The organism is Hafnia psychrotolerans, from assembly GCF_014639435.1.
Lineage (GTDB): Bacteria > Pseudomonadota > Gammaproteobacteria > Enterobacterales > Enterobacteriaceae > Ewingella > Ewingella psychrotolerans.
This window is the reverse complement of sequence record NZ_BMFZ01000009.1, coordinates 64,446-85,233: the sequence shown is the minus strand read 5'-3', so window position 1 is coordinate 85,233 and position 20,788 is coordinate 64,446. Positions and strand designations below refer to the sequence as shown.

The 20,788-nt window shown below is 50.9% G+C and carries 17 protein-coding genes, 6 tRNA genes and 1 other RNA gene; 9 read left to right on the top strand and 15 right to left on the bottom strand.

All coding sequences use genetic code 11. The features are described 5' to 3' along the window. Positions 1–71 precede the first annotated feature (71 nt). The 5 genes from IEV89_RS16175 to IEV89_RS16155 all read right to left on the bottom strand — a co-directional run bounded on the left by IEV89_RS16175 (position 72) and on the right by IEV89_RS16155 (position 640). Positions 72–197: non-coding RNA, RtT sRNA (locus tag IEV89_RS16175), on the bottom strand. A 43-nt stretch (positions 198–240) separates the two neighbouring features. Next, a tRNA-Lys gene (locus tag IEV89_RS16170) sits at positions 241–316 on the bottom strand. A 7-nt stretch (positions 317–323) separates the two neighbouring features. Beyond that, a tRNA-Val gene (locus IEV89_RS16165) sits at positions 324–399 on the bottom strand. Between the two features lie 42 nt (positions 400–441). Beyond that, positions 442–517, bottom strand: a tRNA-Val gene (locus IEV89_RS16160). Positions 518–564: 47 nt separating this feature from the next. After that, positions 565–640, bottom strand: a tRNA-Val gene (locus IEV89_RS16155). 280 nt (positions 641–920) lie between these two features. Between IEV89_RS16155 and gltX the strand changes: the two genes are divergently transcribed. Next, positions 921–2,339 (top strand): glutamate--tRNA ligase, encoded by a 1,419-nt coding sequence (gltX, locus tag IEV89_RS16150; protein WP_188474554.1) that lies wholly within the window; start codon positions 921–923, stop codon positions 2,337–2,339. Positions 2,340–2,413: 74 nt separating this feature from the next. Here the strand turns inward: gltX and IEV89_RS16145 are convergent, their stop codons facing one another. Further along, positions 2,414–3,205 carry a formate/nitrite transporter family protein gene (locus IEV89_RS16145; protein WP_188474553.1) on the bottom strand — a complete coding sequence of 264 codons (792 nt, stop codon included), beginning with the start codon at positions 3,203–3,205 and terminating at the stop codon, positions 2,414–2,416. Between the two features lie 352 nt (positions 3,206–3,557). On the opposite strand from IEV89_RS16145, the gene IEV89_RS16140 reads away from it, so the two are divergent. Both IEV89_RS16140 and IEV89_RS16135 read left to right on the top strand, forming a co-directional pair. Next, positions 3,558–3,633: transfer RNA gene (locus IEV89_RS16140), tRNA-Ala, on the top strand. Between the two features lie 84 nt (positions 3,634–3,717). Beyond that, positions 3,718–3,793 (top strand) — tRNA-Ala (locus tag IEV89_RS16135). A 155-nt stretch (positions 3,794–3,948) separates the two neighbouring features. On the opposite strand, the gene IEV89_RS16130 is transcribed toward IEV89_RS16135, so the two are convergent. Next, positions 3,949–5,136: a NupC/NupG family nucleoside CNT transporter gene (locus IEV89_RS16130; protein ID WP_188474552.1), complete on the bottom strand. Its 1,188-nt coding sequence runs from the start codon at positions 5,134–5,136 to the stop codon at positions 3,949–3,951. Between the two features lie 373 nt (positions 5,137–5,509). Here IEV89_RS16130 and IEV89_RS16125 point away from each other — a divergent pair, with 373 nt between their 5' ends. Then, positions 5,510–6,784: an Nramp family divalent metal transporter gene (locus tag IEV89_RS16125; protein WP_268235668.1), complete on the top strand. Its 1,275-nt coding sequence runs from the start codon at positions 5,510–5,512 to the stop codon at positions 6,782–6,784. Positions 6,785–6,852: 68 nt separating this feature from the next. On the opposite strand, the gene IEV89_RS16120 is transcribed toward IEV89_RS16125, so the two are convergent. The 3 genes from IEV89_RS16120 to IEV89_RS16110 form a co-directional block, all read right to left on the bottom strand. Then, positions 6,853–7,266, bottom strand: coding sequence for a DUF2502 domain-containing protein (locus IEV89_RS16120; protein WP_188474550.1), 414 nt, complete (start codon positions 7,264–7,266; stop codon positions 6,853–6,855). 166 nt (positions 7,267–7,432) lie between these two features. Next, entirely contained in the window at positions 7,433–8,422 is a 990-nt protein-coding gene (gene mgrA, locus IEV89_RS16115; protein WP_188474549.1) for an L-glyceraldehyde 3-phosphate reductase, read from the bottom strand. A 175-nt stretch (positions 8,423–8,597) separates the two neighbouring features. Continuing rightward, a complete protein-coding gene (locus tag IEV89_RS16110; protein WP_188474548.1) occupies positions 8,598–9,482 on the bottom strand; it encodes a LysR family transcriptional regulator in 885 nt (294 codons plus the stop codon). Positions 9,483–9,636: 154 nt separating this feature from the next. On the opposite strand from IEV89_RS16110, the gene IEV89_RS16105 reads away from it, so the two are divergent. Together IEV89_RS16105 and glk are read left to right on the top strand one after the other, a co-directional pair. Continuing rightward, on the top strand, positions 9,637–10,125 hold the full coding sequence (locus IEV89_RS16105; protein WP_188474547.1) for a multidrug/biocide efflux PACE transporter: 489 nt from the start codon (positions 9,637–9,639) through the stop codon (positions 10,123–10,125). A gap of 318 nt (positions 10,126–10,443) precedes the next feature. Next, a complete protein-coding gene (glk, locus tag IEV89_RS16100; protein WP_188474546.1) occupies positions 10,444–11,415 on the top strand; it encodes a glucokinase in 972 nt (323 codons plus the stop codon). An 85-nt stretch (positions 11,416–11,500) separates the two neighbouring features. Here the strand turns inward: glk and IEV89_RS16095 are convergent, their stop codons facing one another. Further along, positions 11,501–12,238, bottom strand: a complete 738-nt coding sequence (locus IEV89_RS16095; RefSeq protein ID WP_188474545.1) for a LytR/AlgR family response regulator transcription factor — start codon at positions 12,236–12,238, stop codon at positions 11,501–11,503. Continuing rightward, positions 12,235–13,908, bottom strand: coding sequence for a sensor histidine kinase (locus IEV89_RS16090; protein ID WP_188474544.1), 1,674 nt, complete (start codon positions 13,906–13,908; stop codon positions 12,235–12,237). The genes IEV89_RS16095 and IEV89_RS16090 overlap by 4 nt, the downstream gene beginning before the upstream one ends. 211 nt (positions 13,909–14,119) lie before the next feature. Here IEV89_RS16090 and IEV89_RS16085 point away from each other — a divergent pair, with 211 nt between their 5' ends. The 3 genes from IEV89_RS16085 to IEV89_RS16075 all read left to right on the top strand — a co-directional run bounded on the left by IEV89_RS16085 (position 14,120) and on the right by IEV89_RS16075 (position 16,787). Then, positions 14,120–14,671, top strand: coding sequence for a GNAT family N-acetyltransferase (locus tag IEV89_RS16085; RefSeq protein WP_188474543.1), 552 nt, complete (start codon positions 14,120–14,122; stop codon positions 14,669–14,671). A 143-nt stretch (positions 14,672–14,814) separates the two neighbouring features. Further along, positions 14,815–16,029: an alanine transaminase gene (alaC, locus tag IEV89_RS16080; RefSeq protein ID WP_188474542.1), complete on the top strand. Its 1,215-nt coding sequence runs from the start codon at positions 14,815–14,817 to the stop codon at positions 16,027–16,029. A gap of 308 nt (positions 16,030–16,337) precedes the next feature. Further along, entirely contained in the window at positions 16,338–16,787 is a 450-nt protein-coding gene (locus IEV89_RS16075; RefSeq protein ID WP_188474541.1) for a nuclear transport factor 2 family protein, read from the top strand. An 899-nt stretch (positions 16,788–17,686) separates the two neighbouring features. Here the strand turns inward: IEV89_RS16075 and IEV89_RS16070 are convergent. The 3 genes from IEV89_RS16070 to IEV89_RS16060 are packed head-to-tail and all read right to left on the bottom strand — an operon-like array spanning position 17,687 to position 20,764. Beyond that, complete coding sequence (locus tag IEV89_RS16070; protein WP_188474540.1) at positions 17,687–18,331, bottom strand: hypothetical protein; 645 nt, start codon at positions 18,329–18,331, stop codon at positions 17,687–17,689. Positions 18,332–18,347: 16 nt separating this feature from the next. After that, a complete protein-coding gene (locus tag IEV89_RS16065; protein WP_188474539.1) occupies positions 18,348–19,952 on the bottom strand; it encodes an ABC transporter ATP-binding protein in 1,605 nt (534 codons plus the stop codon). Further along, positions 19,949–20,764, bottom strand: coding sequence for an ABC transporter permease (locus tag IEV89_RS16060; protein WP_188474682.1), 816 nt, complete (start codon positions 20,762–20,764; stop codon positions 19,949–19,951). Before IEV89_RS16060 ends, IEV89_RS16065 begins: the two co-directional genes overlap by 4 nt. Positions 20,765–20,788 lie beyond the last annotated feature (24 nt).

Sequence of the window (20,788 nt, the reverse complement as noted above, 5' to 3'; positions counted from 1 at the left end):
GAGGTTTTGGGAGCACAGAAACGAGAAAAGCGCCTATAAGGCGCTTTTCTCTACTTCCCTTCAATGAAGAGTGGTGGGCCGTGCTGGATTGATTCGGCCTCGGGCCTCACCCTACGGGCAACGCTGTCGCGTTGTCGTCTCGCTTCGCTCGGCTCGAACCCGCTGCTGGTTCGCCTCCATCACGGTTTAGCTCCGGAACACAGAAACGAAAAAAGCGCCCATAGGCGCTTTTCTCTGAATTGGTGGGCCGTGCTGGATTCGAACCAGCGACCAATTGATTAAAAGTCAACTGCTCTACCAACTGAGCTAACGGCCCGCAGAAGTGGTGGGCGATGACGGGTTCGAACCGCCGACCCCCTCCGTGTAAAGGAGATGCTCTACCAACTGAGCTAATCGCCCACTTCTGGGTACTCCACAATGCAAGAGAACAATACTGAGAATTGGTGGGCGATGACGGGTTCGAACCGCCGACCCCCTCCGTGTAAAGGAGATGCTCTACCAACTGAGCTAATCGCCCAATTCTCATTTCTTCTTGCTTATCACAACGCAGTCACTCTAAAAGAGTGGTGGGCGATGACGGGTTCGAACCGCCGACCCCCTCCGTGTAAAGGAGATGCTCTACCAACTGAGCTAATCGCCCCGTCGTGATGGAGTCGCATTATAGGGATACTTGAACTTACGTCAACGATTTTTAAAAACAAAAATCACTGTTTGGCGCAAAATTAGACAAGCTGACCGATTTCTCACCCGCGCAGTTGATTCTTTACCCATTCGTCCACTGAAGGGGCTTCGTGAGCTGCCTATCGACGTAGAGGGCTCAGGACACGTTGAGGATTCAGGACAGAGTGGTAGAATGTCAGCCACTTTTTGTTAATTGATAGCAACGTTTTATGCGTTGCGCTATTAAGGCTGCAATCCAGATGAAAATCAAAACCCGTTTTGCCCCAAGCCCGACCGGCTATCTGCACGTCGGTGGCGCTCGTACCGCGCTCTACTCTTGGCTTTTCGCCCGTAACCTTGGCGGTGAATTTGTGTTGCGCATTGAAGACACTGATCTCGAGCGCTCAACGCAGCAAGCTATTGACGCGATTATGGACGGCATGAACTGGTTGAATCTGAACTGGGATGAAGGCCCCTATTTCCAGACCAAACGTTTTGACCGCTATAACGGTGTGATTGACCAGATGCTGGAAAACGGCACCGCCTATAAATGCTACTGCTCCAAAGAGCGCCTTGAAGCCCTGCGTGAAGAGCAAATGGCCAACAATGAGAAGCCTCGTTACGATGGGCGCTGCCGCCACAGTCATGAACATCACAGCGCCGACGAACCTTGCGTCGTGCGTTTTGGCAACCCGCAGGACGGTTCCGTCATCTTTGACGACCAGATCCGTGGCCCGATTGAATTTAGCAACGATGAACTTGATGATTTAATCATTCGTCGCACAGATGGTTCACCGACCTACAATTTCTGCGTCGTGGTAGACGACTGGGATATGGAGATCACCCACGTTATCCGTGGAGAAGACCATATCAACAACACCCCGCGTCAGATCAATATTCTGAAAGCACTGGGTGCGCCGGTACCCGTTTACGCGCATGTGTCGATGATTCTTGGTGATGATGGCAAAAAGCTGTCTAAACGCCATGGTGCTGTGGGGGTGATGCAATATCGTGATGATGGTTATCTGCCAGAAGCCCTGCTGAACTATCTGGTGCGTTTGGGTTGGTCACATGGCGATCAGGAAATCTTCAGCATCGATGAAATGAAAGCGCTGTTCTCTTTGGAGAACGTCAGCAAATCGGCCAGTGCGTTTAACACTGAAAAACTGCAATGGCTGAACCATCACTATATCAACGCAATGGATCCTCACTATGTAGCGACGCATCTGCTGTGGCACGTTGAGCAACAGGGTATCGAAACCCGCAACGGCCCGCAGCTATTTGAAATCGTTATCTTGCTGGGTGAACGCTGCAAAACGTTGAAAGAAATGGCCGAGTCCTGCCGTTACTTCTATGAAGACTTCACCGAGTTTGACGCTGATGCCGCCAAGAAGCATTTACGCCCTGTTGCCCGTCAGCCTCTTGAAGCCGTTAAAGCCAAACTGGCTGCCATCACTGACTGGACCGCTGAAAATATTCACCACGCCATTCAGGGCACGGCGGATGAGCTGGAAGTCGGGATGGGTAAAGTGGGGATGCCACTGCGCGTTGCCGTAACCGGCGCGGGTCAGTCTCCAGGTGTAGACGTCACCGTTCACGCTATCGGTCAGAGCCGCGTGCTGGCGCGTATCGATATGGCGCTGGCCTTTATTGCTGAGCGCGAAACGCAACAGCAGTAATCCCATCGTTCAGATGTAAAAAAAGCCAGCCGGTTTCCCGTGCTGGCTTTTTTAATATCCGAAAAACGCGAGGATTAACGTTGTTCAGTCGTAGGTGCTGCCACAGTAGGGCGATAGGCCAGGAAGTACATCAGACCGACGAAGCCAGCGCCGCCCAAGGCGTTACCGAGGAATACGGCGACGAAGTTCGGGAAGTATTGTGACCAACTCAGCGCACCGGCAAAAATCGCTGCCGGAATGATGAACATGTTTGCCACTACGTGCTGGAAGCCGATAGCCACGAAGGCCATGACCGGGAACCACATGCCGATCACTTTTCCGCCGACTTCTTTACTGGCGAATGCCAGCCAGATACCCAAACAGACCAGCCAGTTACAGCCAATGCCGGAAATGAATGCCTGTGTGAAGTTAGCGTTAACCTTCGCCGTGGCCGTTGCTACCGTTTTCGTCAGGAATGCGCCTTCTGTCATGCCGAGAACGTGGCCGAAGAAGTAAGCCACGGCCAGACTACCGATAAGGTTTGCCAGCGTGACCCAGAACCAGTTACGCATGACGGAGTAGAGGCTTATCTGACGTGCGAACCAGGCAATCGGTAAGGTCATCATATTACCGGTCAGCAGTTCTCCCCCGGCTAAGACGGTAAGAATGATGCCAACCGGGAAAACGGCAGCGCCAAGCAGATTACTGAAAGAACCCCAGGATGCAGGTAACGTCCCTATTACGTGCAGGTCCAGCAGGAAACCGATGGCGATGAATGCGCCCGCCAGGAAACCCAAAATTAACAAATTCAACACGGAGGCATGGCTTTTATTCACGCCCGCCGTGACAGCGATGGATGCGATTTCTTTAGGTGAATACAAGGACATGAGATTGCTCGAAGTTATGGATTATGATTATTGCGCGAGCAGTCTATTCTGAGATTTCTCTCAAAACAAGCCGATTTTAATAGTCTGCTAACATCTCGTTAATCATTAATTCCCGCTTGTTAAGAAAATGTGTAGGCCGATCATAAAGCTAGTCACACCGCGGTCTGGCGAGGAGATTGTAAAACAAAGCATCCTGCTGAATATTTGCTTCAGGGCAGAGGGTTTTTTCCAGTCAAATGGGGTATTTGGCGGCTTTTTCAGCGCTTGATTGCAGAAACCGATTTAGCCGTTGACAGGGTAGGCACGGTTTCATATCATGCGCCCCGTTCACCGGTTTTTACTGGTTTGAATTGGGGGTATAGCTCAGCTGGGAGAGCGCTTGCATGGCATGCAAGAGGTCAGCGGTTCGATCCCGCTTATCTCCACCAACTTCCTTTCCAGAGTAAGTTGGACGTTTCCTGAAAAAGGAAACAGAGGTTTGAAAGTAAAGTGAATAAAGAAGTACCTCGTGTGGGGGTATAGCTCAGCTGGGAGAGCGCTTGCATGGCATGCAAGAGGTCAGCGGTTCGATCCCGCTTATCTCCACCAAATATTAAAGAAACCCGCTTAGGCGGGTTTTTTGCTTTCTGCGGTTCCTCCTTTCCCAGTGCTTTATCACGGGTCTTCCCTGAATCTCAGCCATAAAAAAAGGCGCCGAAGCGCCTTTCTCATCATGACATTTACCACGTCATGCTTATGCCAGCTTACGCCAGAACCAGACCTGCGATAGAAGCAGACAGTACGCTCACCAGCGTTGAACCGTACAGCAGTTTCAGGCCGAAGCGTGAAACCACATTGCCCTGATGTTCGTTCAGGCCTTTGATCGCCCCAGCAACGATACCAATTGAGGAGAAGTTGGCGAACGACACCAGGAACACAGACAAAATGCCTACGCTGCGTGGTGACAAATCGGCAGCCACTTTCTGAAGATCCAGCATCGCAACGAATTCATTAGAAACCAGTTTGGTTGCCATCATGCTGCCAACTTGCAAGGCTTCGTGGCTTGGGACACCCATCATCCAGGCGAATGGATAGAAGACATAACCCAGCACGCCCTGGAAGGTGATACCAAACACCACGTCGAACAGCGCATTCAGGCAGGAGATCAGTGCGATGAAGCCAATCAACATGGCTGCAACGATGATCGCCACCTTGAAGCCGGCCAAGATGTATTCACCCAGCATTTCAAAGAAGCTCTGACCCTGATGGGTATTGCCAATTTGCAGGTCTTCTTCTGAATCAACTTTATAAGGGTTGATCAACGACAGCACAATGAAGGTACTGAACATGTTAAGCACCAGCGCAGCAACAACGAAGCGCGGTTCAAGCATGGTCATATACGCACCCACAATCGACATAGAAACTGTCGACATTGCCGTGGCTGCCATGGTGTACATGCGTTTTTCAGACATCTTGCCCAGAATATCTTTATACGCGATAAAGTTTTCTGACTGACCCAAAATCAGGGAACTGATGGCGTTGAAAGACTCCAGTTTTCCCATGCCGTTAATTTTCGACAGAACCGTACCAATAATACGGATGACGAAAGGCAGTACGCGAATGTGTTGTAAAATACCGATCAGTGCAGAAATAAACACGATCGGACACAAGACTTTCAAGAAGAAGAACGCTAATCCTTTATCGCTCATGCCCCCAAATACGAAGCCGGTCCCTTCCGCAGCGAAGCCTAATAATTTCTCAAACATGTCTGAGAAGCCTTTCACAAAACCTAAACCAATGGATGAATTCAGGAAGAAATAGGCTAAAAGAATTTCGATGACTAACAGCTGAACGATGAAACGTAAACGGATACTTTTCCGATCACGGCTCGCCAGTAAAGCAAGTACAGCGACAACGGCCAACGCTAATACAAAGTGCAATATATGGGACATGGGTGCTCCAAATTAGAGGCAGGCTATATTTCGACGGACATTCTATGTAACGCGTACATTTAAAACGTGAAGTGACCTGCAAATATAGAAATTACAGACATCAATTGCAACATTTGTGAGCAGGTGACACAAAAAATCAAGATGTTAGAAAATCAGGCACATCTGGAGATGCTGTGCTAGCTTTACTACCCGCCGCAGTGTGTTCTAAATCTGGATAATTATTTGCTTTAACGCTTTTAAAAATGTCTTTTTTTAGAAGCGTCTGTAGCCAGAAAGGAGGCATCAGAAAACCTGATAGATACTCTCTCCGTCGCGTCATGCCTATCAGAGAAATCACGTCGATCACTCTAAACTTACTTGATAACCATTATCAATTGTATGTAATTGCCTAAATCACAAAAAAGTAAGGTTCACTGATATGCACAACAGCCGTGCCGGGTCCTCCGGTCACGCCGGCCGCAAGATTAAGCTCTCTCTGATGGGCCCCGCATTTATTGCCGCCATTGGATATATCGATCCGGGTAATTTCGCTACCAACATCCAGGCTGGCGCCTCGTTTGGCTACCAACTACTCTGGGTAGTGGTATGGGCGAATATTATGGCCATGTTAATCCAACTGCTTTCTGCCAAATTAGGTATCGCTACCAGTAAAAACCTGGCCGAACACATTCGTGATCGCTTTCCCCGGCCTGCCGTCTGGGCCTACTGGGTGCAGGCTGAAATCATTGCGATGGCGACCGATTTGGCTGAGTTTATCGGCGCGGCGATAGGCTTCAAACTTTTATTAGACGTCTCGCTGCTTCAGGGTGCGGTATTAACCGGTATCGCGACCTTTATCATTCTTGCTCTGCAAAAACGTGGTCAGAAGCCACTGGAGCTGGTGATTGCAGGTTTACTGCTGTTTGTGGCTGCGACTTATATTGTCGAGCTATTTTTCTCGCAACCCAGCATGGTGGAACTAGGAAAAGGGATGTTGATCCCGAGCCTGCCGTCGAGCGATGCCGTTTATCTTGCTGCCGGGGTACTGGGTGCGACCATCATGCCGCATGTGATATATCTGCACTCTTCACTCACCCAGCGGGCAGGGAAAGCGTCGAAAGAACAACGCTATTCAGCCACTAAGCTGGATGTCAGCATTGCTATGACTATCGCTGGTTTCGTTAATCTGGCAATGATGGCCACTGCCGCTGCCGCGTTTCATTTCAGCGGACACAGTGGCATCAGCGAACTCGATCAGGCCTATCTGACGCTGCAACCTTTGCTCGGTAATGCCGCCGCTACCACTTTTGGTTTAAGCCTGGTTGCCGCCGGACTTTCTTCTACCGTGGTTGGCACGCTGGCCGGGCAGGTGGTCATGCAAGGGTTTGTGAAATTCTACATTCCGATCTGGGTGCGTCGTACCGTTACCATGTTGCCGTCATTCATTGTGATCTTGATGGGGCTAGACGCGACACGGATTCTGGTCATGAGTCAGGTGTTGTTAAGTTTTGGGATTGCGCTGGCATTGCTGCCATTATTGGCCTTTACAGGGAACCGTGATCTGATGGGGGATATGGTGAACTCGCAAGCAGTCCAGTGGGCGGGGCGTCTTATCGTGTTGATTGTCATCAGCCTTAATGTCTATCTACTGATTGGCATGTTGAAATAAGACAGGGACAACGCAAAAAAAACGGGACAGCGCAAACTGTCCCGTTTTTTGTCTGTGACCTTCGCGGATTAACGACGGTGGTCACGATCTTGCCGGTGATCATCATGTTTGTCATGCCCGCGATCCGGACCACGGCCACGATTCTGATGAGGTCCATGATGCCCATTGTTATAATGCCGTGGCGGTGGTGGCGGTGGGCGATGGTGGGAGCGGCTATCCCACCAGCCACGATCGCGCCAGCGGCCGCCATCCCAGTAGTAACCGCGATGACTGCGCTCACCATAATAGCGGCCGCGGTGGTTATTCCACCAACCAGCATCACGCCAGTCATAGCCATCCCAGTAATAACCACGACGGTCGCGGTCACCAATATTGATCGAAAGGCCCGGTGTATTGAGGCTAAAACTGCTGGCCTGTACAGCAGGTGCTGCGGCCGGGAGCAGGGCAAACAATAATGTTCCAACAATGAAAGGCTTTAACATGTCGCCTCCTGATTTCGTATAATTTATGGTAACAGTTATACGATGAAGGTGGCCTCTATTGTATTGCCTGCAATCCTGTTTTGAATTGTTTACCCAGACTAACGAAATACTTACACACATATCTTTACCGAAAGAAGAACTATTCCGCTGACGACAGGGTAATCGTTTACACAAGAATCTCTTCAATGTCCGCCAGCTCTTTTTCGCTGAAATGACGGTTGGCAACCATACCTATTGCATCATCGATCTGGCTGGTTTTGCTGGCACCTATCAGCACGGACGTCACTTTATCTCCACGTAATACCCAGGCCAGCGCCATCTGCGACAGCTTCTGACCGCGGGTTTCTGCAAGGGCATTCAGCTTGCGGACTTTCCCCAGTGTTTCATCGGTCAACTGCTCGCTGGTAAGGAATTTACTGTCACTCGCTGCGCGGGAATCCTGCGGAATACCGGCCAGATATCGATCCGTCAATACCCCACCGGCGAGGGGGGAAAAGGCAATCGAGCCTACGCCGTTCTGCGCAAGGGTGTCGAGTAAATCAGTCTCTACCCAGCGTTCAAACAGTGAGTATTTTGGCTGATGGATAAGGCACGGCGTACCGAGTTTTTGCAGGATCTCAAACGCTTGTCTGGCACGTTCAGCCGGGTAGTTTGACAGGCCAACATAAAGCGCCTTGCCCTGGCGGACAATCAGGTCCAGCGCGGCCATGGTCTCTTCCAACGGAGTGTCAGGATAGGGGCGGTGATGATAGAAAATATCGACGTAATCTAGCCCCATACGTTGCAGGCTCTGATTGAGGCTGGCGACGAGATACTTCTTCGAGCCCCAGTCACCATAAGGCCCCTTCCACATGGTGTAGCCGGCCTTTGAGGAGATGATCAATTCATCGCGGTAAGGCAGTAAATCTTCCTTCAAAATACGGCCAAAATGCGCTTCAGCCGAACCCGGAGGTGGGCCGTAATTATTGGCTAAATCGAAATGAGTAATGCCGTGGTCGAACGCATGGCGAATCAGATTTCGGCCATTATCGAAGTGCGCATTGTCACCAAAATTGTGCCACAGGCCCAGAGAAACAGCGGGCAGTTTGAGGCCACTATGACCACAGCGGCGATATTCCATGGTGTCGTAACGGGCAGGGTTGGCCTGATAAATCATAAGAGTCCTTATTATTTTAATCAGCGCGATGTGCTGGCAGAGAACAAAGTAAAAAGACGTTTTAGTGTATGCGCTTTCACTCTTTTTGCCAGATAACTCGATCACAGTCATGCCTGATAATCCGTATTCAGAGCATTTATTTTATTACCGACATTCACCGCAATCATGCTGCCCGTTACTCTTCAGCGGTGATATCAGCCAGATGCGGATCAATCAACCGGTCGATGAACCAACTGCTCGCAGGTCCTGGTTGATTATTTTTGCTCCAAACTGCATCGACTGAAATCCGCTTCGGCCAACCACGCATCGGTAGCGTCACCAACTTATTATGCCCAAATTGCCGTACCAACCAGTGCGGTAAAATTGACCAGCCAAATCCCTGTTCGGCCATCTCCAGTAACATCAGATAACTCGGCGCAGACCAGGTTTGCCCTGGCGCACGAGTTTCGGTGCGTCGGTAGGGTTGCAGGATCAATTGGCGGAAGGTGTGCAGTTGCTCTGGCCGAAGATGGGAAAGCTGTGCCAACGGGTGTTCGCGGCTGACGAAGATGTCCATGTCGGTTTGCTCCGGCAAACGGGCGACGCCGATGTCGGGCGGATAGGCGTCCTGAACCTCCAATATACCAATATGTGCCCGTCCGGTTTGCAACAGGTCAATGACATCCTGATCTTCGCCAATCAGACACTCGAACTCGATATCAGGGTAGCGTCGTTCAAAGCGTTTAAGCAGACTTTCATGATGAGTCTGCTGATAAGTGTCAGACAGCACAAACGTCAGTTGTGTTTCGATTTGCGCGGAGAGGCGGACCGCCAGTTCATCCAGACGCTCACTGGCTGCCAGAATAGCCTGCACATGATTCAACACCCGCTTTCCCTTTGCGGTAAGCACCGGCTGGCGGCTGCTGCGGTCGAACAGCGTCAGCCCTAAATCGACTTCGAGATTGGCGATCGCGGTACTGACCGTTGACTGACTTTTACGTAATTTTCGCGCGGCTGCGGAAAAAGAACCGGTGTCGGCGGCTTCGACAAAGGCCATTAATGCTTCGGGGGAATAACGCATCGCTGCTTCTCACCTTTTGTTATCAGAAATCCACATATCTATTTTATCGATATTAACTATCTTTTACCCATCTTATTTAGCGATGATAATGGCGACCTGTATGACAACCGTCACTACTTAATGTGTAAGACAACAACGAAAATGGCAGGTCTTTATGTCAATGAATTCAAAAAATACGTCTAAAAAATCTTTTGGCGAACGCATTTTGCACGCTATCGGTTTTGAGGCATTGGCGGTCCTGATTTCCGCCCCGGCGGCTGCATGGCTGTTAAATAAGTCCATATTTGAAATGGGCACACTGGCCATCCTGCTGTCTACCACTGCGATGGTATGGAACATCATTTACAACACGACGTTTGACCGTCTGTGGCCGGTGAGCCGCATCGCTCGCACGATGAAAGTTCGGGTGTGCCACGCGCTGGGTTTTGAAGGCGGGTTCATTCTGATCGGTTTACCGATTGCGGCGGGCTGGCTCGGAATTTCACTGCTGGATGCGTTTATTCTGGAGGTGGGTTTCTTCCTGTTCTTCTTGCCGTATACCATTGCGTATAACTTATTGTACGACACGTTACGTCAGCGCCTGATTAACCGCAAAAGTGCCAGCCGCAAAAAATCGGCGGAACGCTGTTCAGTCAAAGACTAATGTTTAGGCCTGAATTGTCAGCGGATTCGGCCTCGGTTGCCCTGGTGCCGAGATCACCACGGCAACTCATCATCTGGCCGACGGCGATATTATTCTAAATCAAGCATATCTAAACGATGTGTGCCTAAATATCCGTTGGTTCAAATTGGCGTTGCAGCCTATAGTAATTCCCGCTATTTTGCCCTCACAATTATGCGATCTTTTATCGTCCTGTGGGTGAATTTGAATATCCACAACGATTGATAATCATGGCTTTATGGGTTTTGTACTGTCGCAATATCCAGCAGGATCAAAAATTTACTCTATTCGGAGAATAAAATGACTGAATACTCCCTGGTGGGTGATGTCGGCGGTACCAACTGTCGTCTGGCATTGTGTGCGCTAAACAGCGGCGAGATCTCCGCAGCCAAGACCTTTTCTGGTCTGGACTACGATAGCCTTGAAGACGTGGCTCGTGTTTATCTTGAGCAACAACACCAGAATGTGAAGCACGCTTGTATCGCGATTGCCTGTCCCATCACCGGCGACTGGGTGGCGATGACCAATCACACGTGGGCATTTTCCATTAAGGAAATGAAAGCGGGTTTGAAACTGGATCACCTCGAAGTGATCAATGATTTTACTGCGGTGTCAATGGCGATTCCGATGTTGCAGGAGAAGGATTTATTGCAGTTTGGCGGTAAAAAACCTGTCGAAGGCAAACCTGCTGTCATTTATGGTGCAGGTACCGGACTTGGCGTAGCGCATCTGATCCATGCGGATAAACGCTGGCTGAGCCTGCCGGGCGAGGGCGGTCACGTGGATTTCGCGCCGAACAGTGAAGAGGAAGATATGATCCTTGAACAGTTGCGTACTGAAATAGGCCACGTCTCCGCCGAGCGTATTCTCTCAGGACCTGGACTGGTGAATCTATACCGGGCAATCGTCAAGTCAGATAACCGAGTGCCGGAAAACCTGGCACCGAAGGATGTGACAGAACGTGGTTTGGGTGAAGACGACATTGATTGTCGCCGCGCACTTGCGCTTTTTTGCGTGATCATGGGACGTTTTGGCGGAAATCTGGCACTGACCATGGGCACCTTTGGTGGTGTCTATATCGCTGGTGGCATCGTGCCGCGGTTCCTTGAATTCTTCAAAGCTTCAGGCTTCCGCGCCGCTTTTGAAGATAAAGGACGCTTTAAGGATTACCTGATAGATATCCCGGTTTACCTGATCACCCATGATCAACCCGGCTTGCTGGGCGCTGGCGCCTATCTGCGTCAATCCATGGGCTATCCCCTTCGTCCTTGAGGCTGTAGCGGCCACAGCAATGAGTTGGGGTATGTCATGCGGTTCTCCATTTTTGGTGAACCGCATTCTTTTTCCTTTCCTTTCCTTAAAACCGCATTAACTGCCTGAACTCTTTCACCTTGCTACGGCTCACGGGCACTTCAAAATCCAAATCACTCAAACGCAAAATATACGTGTTGTTAAACCAGGGCACGATCTCGCTGATCTTCGACAAATTCACGCAGTATGAACGGTGACAGCGGAAAAAATACTCCTCAGGCAGACGGTTACACAATTCGCTGATGTTCATTGGCATGGTGAATTCCTCTTTACGGGTAAACACCTGTGTGACTTTTTCCTGTGCGGCTGCGTAATAGATATCGTTAATGTCAGTGACAATGATCCGCTCATCTTTGATCAGATTAATGCTGTGACTGACACGGGGGTTGCTCGGTGCTGTCTGGTTCTGCTCCTGGTTATCACGTTTAAAATGTGACTCGAGCTTTTGCAGCATGGTGACAATGCGTGACTCATGATACGGCTTGAGAATGTAGTCGAAGGCTTCGATTTCGAAGGCTTCAGCGGCATGCTCTTTGTAGGCGGTGATAAACACAATATAAGGCTTATGCGCAAATTTACTGATGTTTTGCGCCAGCAGCACGCCGTCAAGTGAAGGGATGTTGATATCAAGAAAAATCGCATCGACTTCATGCGTTTGCAAGTACCTAAGCACCTCTAGCCCGTCATCGAAAGTGGCTTCAATGTTAATACTGCTGTGGGCTTTGATCAGATAGCTCAGTTCTTCCTGAGCGAGGATTTCATCCTCAACAATGATCGCTTTCATGCGGTTTTATCCCGGGTGATCAAAAATGAAATTTCGGTGCCGGGTTCCAAACGACGGATCTGCAAGCCCTGACCATAGAGTAACGAAACGCGATGATGCACATTCAGCAGGCCAATTTTGTTGCCCGGCATCTCGTTGGAGACAACGCGCTCGATGGTTTCCTGATTAATACCGTGGCCAGTATCTTTGACCGAGACCTTAATATTTTTGCCACTGTGTTTGACCGCAATCACTACCACGCCTTTGCCGCTACAAGGCTGAATGCCGTGAACAATCGCATTTTCCACTAGCGGCTGGATCAGCAAACTGGGTATCGGCACTGAAATGTCATCATCGATATCATAAATAACCGTTAGCTTACTGCCAAAACGTGCCTGTTCAATGGCGATGTAGTCTTGAACCTGATGTAACTCTTTACGCAGATCAATAAGCTCGTCATTTAGCTCGAGGTTATAGCGTAAATAACGGGATAGATTGATGATTAACTGGCGGGCGGTATCAGGGCGAACGCGGATCGACGATGAAATCGCATTCAGCGCGTTAAACAGAAAATGGGGGTTAATTTTGCTTTGCAGCGCGCGCATTTCGGCTTTATTTGCCATTTCGCGTAGTTGCTCGGCTCGCGATACTTCCATCTGTGTCGAAATAATCTGTGACAGCCCGATCGCCATGACTTTCAGCGAATAGGTGATGCGGTGGGCGTGGCAGTAATAGATCTTTAGCGAGCCGGTGACCACTCCTTTTTCCCACAGCGGGATGATGATGAGCGAGTGGATCTGCGGCGTCCGGTCCATCTCATCATTATTCTTGATGGTGATTTTACCCTTTTCGATCGTCAACTTGGTGATATCGCTGAGGATTTCATAACCAATATTGTACTTATCGGCACCGACGCCAACATAGGCCAGAATGTTTTTGGTGTCGGTGATAGCCACGGCATCGGCATCAATATCCTGACGGATAATGTCGCAAACTGTCGCCAGGGATTCCGCATTGATATTGCGGAAATAGGGCAGTGTCTTGTTGGCGATATCCAGCGCCAGCCGCGCCTGGCGGGCGGCGATCACCTCTTTCTCATCCTCCACACTTTGTACCAGCAGCACGATGAGCCCGATCGAACTGGCACCCAGAATCAGCGGTGCGGCAATATTCATGACAATATCCAGCCCCAGCGAAAAAGGTTTCGCCATCAGCAAGATAAGCACCATAGTCAGCGCTTCGCACAACATGCCGGCGGCAATACCGACTTTCCAGTGGTGAATTTTTTTGACGTTAAGATTGATATAACCTGACAGGCAACCCGCGGTAATACTGGTGATCAAACAGGGAAGAGAGGTAGGGCCATGCATGTCGATCAGAAAACGGTGGGACCCCGAAATGACGCCGGTAATAATACCCACCCACGGCCCAAACAGAATACCGCCGGACATAATGGCGATGGTGCGCACGTTAATCAACGAGCCCTCAACATTGATCCCGGATAGCGTCCCAAAAATCGCAAACAGGGAAAAAATCGCCGTGACCGCCGCCAGCTCCAGCGGCGTATGGTTATGGCTTTCTTTCTGTAGCAACCGGCGAAACAGGCGGGTACGTGTCAGGAAGAACAGGCAAATTAACATCAGGGCTGCACGGTCAAAGACCGCCAGCAACATCTCAAAAACGTGTGGCACGTCAGGCTCTCTGGGTTGCGGTTTTACAAGGTGTCATGATGGGGACGCTTCATTCGCTGTAATGAGAAGAAGATGATTATTGTAGGGACTTTGGGAAGGCAAAACCATAAATCATATGAATGCTCATGCTAACTATTGTATGTTGAAAACGCCCAGAGCATGGGGCGATCACCAGAGGATTTCCCCCCAATAATTTTGCGCAGGATGAGTGATGAAAACACTGACCCCATTGCACTTAACAACTGAACGTCTGGTGATGCAACCGATTGAAGAAGAAGACTGGTGGCTGTTCAGAGCATTGTATCAAGACCCCACCGTGATGCGTTTTATTGGCGATCTCGACACGCTGGCACAAATCCGCAGCCGCTTTGAACAGCGGTTAGGCTATTGGGATCGTTATGCCGATTTCTGGCTGTGCCTGACGATCCGCGAGCGTGATACCGGCGACGCGGTGGGCCTGACCGGTTTCTTCCCCGACTGGCGGCCCTATCAGCAGGGCGAAGTTGGCTTTATCATCTCTCCGGAACATCAAGGTAAGGGCTACGCGGTGGAGTCACTGCGCGGGGTACTTGATTTTGCTTTCGATCAGTGTGGGTTCCACCGTTTACAGGCCAACGTGTTGGAGGGTAACGACGCATCGCGGCGGGTGCTGGAGAAGTGTGGTTTCCGGTTGGAAGGCTGCTTGAGAGAAAATTACCGCATCGGTGACACCTGGCACAACGACTGGCTGCTGGGCATCCTGGCTGGGGATGACCGCGGCTGATTTCCTGACCTGATGAGTCAGGTTAAAAAAAGGTTGCTCAAAGGCTCGACAGTTTTTTCTGCCTGAGATATGTTCATTGAAGACCGCAACAGCGGTCAGCGTCGCTCGGACGGTCCGGGCGCTCACGTATCCCAGAGGAATTTATGGCTGACTCCCGTTCACCACGTCGTTTTTCACGTATCGACCGCCTTCCCCCTTATGTTTTTAACATCACCGCTGAATTGAAAATGGCTGCGCGACGTCGCGGCGAAGATATTATTGATTTCAGTATGGGGAACCCGGACGGCCCGACGCCACCGCATATTGTCGAGAAGTTGGTACAGGTTGCCCAGCGTGAAGACACCCATGGTTACTCTACCTCACGCGGTATTCCGCGTCTGCGCCGGGCGATTTCCCACTGGTATGCCGACCGCTATCAGGTAGAGATTGACCCTGAAAGCGAAGCCATTGTGACCATCGGCTCCAAAGAGGGCCTGGCACACCTGATGCTGGCCACCTTGGATCACGGCGACACCGTTTTGGTGCCAAACCCAAGCTACCCGATTCATATTTATGGCGCTGTCATCGCCGGTGCGCAGGTGCGCTCTGTGCCGCTGACCGAAGGTGTGGACTTCTTTGCCGAGTTGGAACGTGCGATCCGTGAAACCATTCCTCGTCCGAAAATGATGATCCTCGGCTTCCCGTCTAACCCAACCGCCCAGTGCGTCGAGCTCGACTTTTTTGAGCGCGTAGTCGCGTTGGCTAAACAATATGATGTACTGGTTATTCATGATTTGGCCTACGCCGACATTGTGTACGATGGCTGGAAAGCGCCGTCAATTATGCAGGTACCGGGTGCCAAAGACATTGCGGTTGAATTTTTCACGCTGTCGAAAAGTTACAACATGGCAGGCTGGCGTATCGGTTTTATGGTCGGTAACGCTGAATTGGTTAACGCGCTGGCACGGATCAAAAGTTACCATGACTACGGCACCTTTACGCCATTGCAGGTGGCGGCTATCGCTGCGCTGGAAGGCGATCAGCAGTGCGTAAAGGATATTGCTGAGCAGTATCGCCAGCGACGTAACGTACTGGTTCGCGGCCTGCACGAAGCGGGCTGGATGGTGGATAATCCGAAAGCATCAATGTACGTCTGGGCGAAAATCCCACCGGCTTACGCTCATTTAGGTTCACTGGAGTTTGCCAAGCGTCTGCTGGCTGACGCTAAAGTCTGCGTCTCACCGGGCATCGGTTTCGGCGACTACGGCGACACTCACGTGCGCTTTGCCTTGATCGAAAATCAGGACCGGATCCGCCAGGCGGTACGTGGTATCAAAGCGATGTTCCGCGCCGATGGCATACTCCCCCCCAAGGCGTAATCGCTGAAATGTTGCCACCAAAAAACCCTCAAGCGAGGGTTTTTTTTGCTTAACGTATTTCACGTCGCGTTTATCTAAGACTAATCAAAGTTGCCAACAGCAATCAATCGGGCCGTAACCAGATTGTAACCAGATTGAGAGATAGTCTGGCTTGTGTTGCGGCATATAACTGAAAATCTTGTTGATAGTTCATTGTAATCTTGAGAGTTTTCTTATTTGATCCGCCAGACAGGCAAACTCCGCGTAAGTCACTAGGCTTAGTGAGGTGAACGTAGACTTCATCCATTGGATGTAAAAGGGGGGGATAAATGACACAGAACGCGCTGAAGAATGGTCGTATCGAGGTGATCAGACAATTCTATGCCAAGCTTGATCAGGCGGATGCCACGTTGCTGGATCTGTTTACCGAAGACACGGAGGTGTTTTTCCCAAAATTTGGCACAGCGCAGGGGAAATCCTCGCTGGGCGAACTGGGTAAACGCTTTGCGCTGGAGATCGACAAAATCCAGCATATTCAGGATAAATTCCGCTTTATTAGTGACGGTGAAACGCTGGTGCTGGAAGGGCAGATGCGAGGTGTGATGCAAAACGGTGAACGCTGGCCTGCACCGCAAACTGGCAGCCATCACTTTTGTTCGGTGTTTGAGTTTGAGGATTTACGGATCAAAAGACTCAGTATTTATCTCGACCCGGATTTCAATCTTGAGGACAAAAAGCGGGTGAAAAATTACCAACAGCCACAGAAGTCAGAAGAGTGACGTTGTGATAAAAGCGCTAAATACGCAAAAAAGCCCAAAAGGAGGGAAATCAGCCTTCACCGGCCGATCTCCCTCGCCAACCAAGCCCAGCCGCTGGTCAGATGCATTTTTCGATGCCAGGAAACCAACCCTTCATGGATTTGTTATTAGCTAATCAAATAAAACACATCAATAATACACATGTATTAATAGCGATACTTTAATGTTTATAATGAAATTTAAAGGGCGCATTCTATTTTATTTCCCCCATTAGACGGTTTTTATAATTAATAAAGAATTATTAAAATAAAAATGTCGATGTGCAACTCAACCTATTTCTTGGTGTAAATAAGCTGAAATGCATTGTAAATTAAACTTACATTGGCATAATGCATCTCATTAGTGCTTCTTATCTTTACCGGGATCTATTAATAAGGACATTACGTGTTTCGGCCTTCTATTATTATTCCCTCTCAGCTTTTAATTAGTGCGGCATGTCTGGCAAACACCAGTTGCGTGATGGTGGCTATAATGACGGCGCAGAATGAGACTAACTCAGGTGAGAGCGGCACGCCGAATATTGGTAAAGATCTGTCTGATGCATGCAGACAAGGCAGAACTGGGTGGGAAAGGCCCGGGAACGCCCGGTGGTTGAGGGCCAGAAGATAAGGCTAGGAATAGTGAATCTTCTGTTAATCCCGAAAATCGAGCGGAGTATGAAAAATATGTCGATTCTCTACGTGCATCAATGGAAAAGCCAAATGTTCAGGATGAGAATCTTAGTCATATAATCGACGATCTTTATCGGCCAAACGCTAAGGTCGGAAGTGAAAGTACTGCTGATGCGGTCAGATGTAACAACGAGCCGGAATACACCAGCCACGAATTAATCAATAAGCCTGAAGCGAATGGAATAGCATTTAGAACTTAGCGCAACCGGTCACCTGCGGATACGCGGTACAGACTAACTGTAATTTGTTGATAGGTTCAAATCCCTTGTCCTGCATACATTTTTGCACCTGTGCGGCGCGCCCGATGGACGGTAATAAGGGGGTTGAACCCAGCGGATTAGGATAACCGCATTGGTGCATGACCGGTATTGCCAGCCTTTCATTTTCAACAACATGCGAGAAATGCTGTGAAGCGCCTTTTCTGCGCCAGGTGACCTGATCATATTCAGTCATCCCGGTTTCCGGTTTGATATCAAAGAAGCCCTTATCGGCATCGAAAGGCAGCGCTTCGAGCTCTTTCAGGCTGAGTTCATGCCCGCGCTGTTGCGCCACACAGGCCGGAAGCTTTGTTCTGACGTCGCAAAAATCGAAGCCGCCTTTGTAGGTAAAGCCCTGTTTGTGCATACACTGAAAGCGCAGCGCGGTGAAATTGTCCGGTTCGTAGGTCACCGTTTTGAACTGATAACCACATTTGACCATCGCGGCGCGCACGCCGTCTTGCGTAGTCGAAGGGCGTTGCCACTGAGTATTTTCATAAGGCGGCGGGCAGCCGGTGAGCAGAAACACCGACGCCACCAGCGCCGGGAGGGTGAAACACTGTACTTTACGCAACATCATTCGTCCTTGTTAATCAGGCCGTCAGGGTTTCTTCCAGCCAGCCGACGCGCATTTCTGGCACCGAGCGCAGCAGTTCGCGGGTGTAATCATCCAGCGGTTCAACCAGTGTAGAAGTAACCGGTCCCTGGCGCACAATGACGCCCTCTTTTAATACCGCGACTTCATCCGCTATTTCACGCACTACCTGCAAATCGTGGGTGATAAACAGATAGGAAATGCCGGTGTCCTGCTGAATTTTACGCAGCAACGCCAGCACATCGCGGGCAACCAGCGGATCGAGTGCTGATGTCGGTTCGTCGCACACAATCAGTTTTGGCTGCGCGGCCAATGCCCGCGCAATGCAAACGCGCTGCTTCTGGCCGCCGGAGAGTGCCGAAGGAAAACGCGTTGCCAGTTCGGCGTGCAGTCCGACCTGAGCCAGCAGTTCCCTGACGCGAGCATCGCGCTGGCTGCGGTTGAGATCGGAGAAACAGGCTAGCACGCGGGCAATTTGGCCGCCGACACGCTCTTTCGGATTCAAGGCGGTATCCGGGATTTGATGGATCAGCTGTACATCACGCAATTGTCGACGGCTGCGCTGACGCAGATTGGCCGGCAGCCTCTGCTGATCCAGACTCACTTCACCGCTCTCTGGGGTGAGTAAACCGCAGATCACTTTACCGAGTGTCGATTTTCCTGAACCGGATTCCCCGATCACGGCCAGAGTGCGGCCACGCGGCAGGTTCAGCGAAACATTTTGCAAGACTGGCTGCGCATGGTAGCGAGCGCTGACATTGCTAATACACAGTGCCACCGGGGCTTCACCGGTTTGCGGCGTTTTGCTTTCGGCCTGCGCATGCAATAAGCGGCGGGTGTAATCCTGTTGCGGCTGAGTCAGTAATTGCCCGGTTGCGGCTTGTTCAATGGTTTTACCCTGTTGCAACACCATGATGTGATTGCTGATCTGCGCAACCACCGCTAAGTCATGGCTGATATAGATCGCCGCCACACCGGAAATGCGGATCACATCGCTGATGGCTTTCAGCACGCCGAGCTGCGTGGTGACGTCCAGTGCGGTGGTCGGCTCATCGAAAATGAGCAACTCTGGGCCTGCGCACAGCGCCATGGCAATCATCGCGCGCTGCAACTGACCACCGGAAACCTGATGCGGATAGCGCTGATAAAACTGCTGCGGCTGGGGTAGTCCGAGCTGTTCGAACAGCGTTATTGCCTTTGCCTGCGCCTGTTGGCGATCGTAAACCTTATGTTTAAGCGCGGCTTCAATGACCTGTTCACCCAACGTGATTGCCGGGTTAAACGCCGCACCGGCGGACTGCGCGACGTAGGCAATGTGCCGCCCGCGAACCTGGCGTAAACGACGGTCGGAGAGCGTGGTCAGATCCTGCCCGTTGAACAGAATGCTGCCAGACTCAATGTGCATCCCCTGACGGCAATGGCCGAGAATTGCCAGCCCGATGGTTGATTTGCCTGCGCCAGATTCGCCGATAAGTCCGAGGACTTCACCACGCCTGACGGTAAAAGAGATGTTATCGACCAGCGTGCTCGGGTGTTTACCGTCCGATACCACTCGCAGATGCTCGACTTTCAGCACGTCATTTTGCACGGAAGTGTCACTCATACTTTTCTCCTCCAGACGCGCGTCGTTCCGCTCATCAGCCAGTCTGCCACGGCGTTCACCGCCAGCGCGAGTACGGCAATCGCGCCGCCCGGAATCAGGGCAGCCCAGACGCCAAACAGAATACCGTCTTTGTTATCACGCGCCAGTCCGCCCCAGTCAGCCGTCGGTGGCTGAATGCCCAAGCCGAGGAAAGACAGTGCCGAGAGGAACAGCAAAATAAAGATAAAACGCAGACCGAATTCGGCGATCAACGTCTGCAAGGCATTAGGTAAAATCACATGCCAGAGGATCCAGCCGAGGCTTTCACCACGTAAACGCGCCACATCGACAAACTCCATCACGCCGATATCCACGGCTAATGAACGCGCCACGCGCAGCACGCGGGTGGATTCCAGCAGGCCGAGCACCAGCGTCAGGATCAGAATGGTTTTTGGCAACACGGCGAGCACCAAAAGCGCCAGAATCAGCGTCGGTATGGCCATCACGATATCATTACAGCGCGAAATCACCTGATCCACCCAGCCGCCGCGCAGACCGGCAATAAAACCCAGCGTACAACCGACGGCAAAGGCCACCAACGCTGCCAGCGCGGTCACGCCGAGCGACACGCGTGTCCCCCAGATCAGGCGAGACAGCAGGTCACGCCCGAGATTATCGGTGCCCAAAATGGCGTTCGGTCCCGGTAAATCCCACGACATACCGAGTGTCTGGTCCGGCGCGTGCGGTGCCAGCCACGGCGCAAAAATAGCGATAAGAATAAACAAACTCAGCACCAGCAGGCCGAGCATTGAAGCGGGTTTTAATGAAGGCAAAGCAGGCATTGCAGCAATTCCTAA

What these genes read in the sequence shown, in the direction of transcription:
- gltX (WP_188474554.1), top strand. Translation starts at nt 921, where the DNA reads ATGAAAATCAAAACCCGTTTTGCCCCAAGCCCGACCGGCTATCTGCAC.
- IEV89_RS16145 (WP_188474553.1), bottom strand. Translation starts at nt 3,205, where the DNA reads ATGTCCTTGTATTCACCTAAAGAAATCGCATCCATCGCTGTCACGGCG.
- IEV89_RS16130 (WP_188474552.1), bottom strand. Translation starts at nt 5,136, where the DNA reads ATGTCCCATATATTGCACTTTGTATTAGCGTTGGCCGTTGTCGCTGTA.
- IEV89_RS16120 (WP_188474550.1), bottom strand. Translation starts at nt 7,266, where the DNA reads ATGTTAAAGCCTTTCATTGTTGGAACATTATTGTTTGCCCTGCTCCCG.
- mgrA (WP_188474549.1), bottom strand. Translation starts at nt 8,422, where the DNA reads ATGATTTATCAGGCCAACCCTGCCCGTTACGACACCATGGAATATCGC.
- IEV89_RS16110 (WP_188474548.1), bottom strand. Translation starts at nt 9,482, where the DNA reads ATGCGTTATTCCCCCGAAGCATTAATGGCCTTTGTCGAAGCCGCCGAC.
- IEV89_RS16105 (WP_188474547.1), top strand. Translation starts at nt 9,637, where the DNA reads ATGTCAATGAATTCAAAAAATACGTCTAAAAAATCTTTTGGCGAACGC.
- glk (WP_188474546.1), top strand. Translation starts at nt 10,444, where the DNA reads ATGACTGAATACTCCCTGGTGGGTGATGTCGGCGGTACCAACTGTCGT.
- IEV89_RS16095 (WP_188474545.1), bottom strand. Translation starts at nt 12,238, where the DNA reads ATGAAAGCGATCATTGTTGAGGATGAAATCCTCGCTCAGGAAGAACTG.
- IEV89_RS16085 (WP_188474543.1), top strand. Translation starts at nt 14,120, where the DNA reads ATGAAAACACTGACCCCATTGCACTTAACAACTGAACGTCTGGTGATG.
- alaC (WP_188474542.1), top strand. Translation starts at nt 14,815, where the DNA reads ATGGCTGACTCCCGTTCACCACGTCGTTTTTCACGTATCGACCGCCTT.
- IEV89_RS16075 (WP_188474541.1), top strand. Translation starts at nt 16,338, where the DNA reads ATGACACAGAACGCGCTGAAGAATGGTCGTATCGAGGTGATCAGACAA.
- IEV89_RS16070 (WP_188474540.1), bottom strand. Translation starts at nt 18,331, where the DNA reads ATGTTGCGTAAAGTACAGTGTTTCACCCTCCCGGCGCTGGTGGCGTCG.
- IEV89_RS16065 (WP_188474539.1), bottom strand. Translation starts at nt 19,952, where the DNA reads ATGAGTGACACTTCCGTGCAAAATGACGTGCTGAAAGTCGAGCATCTG.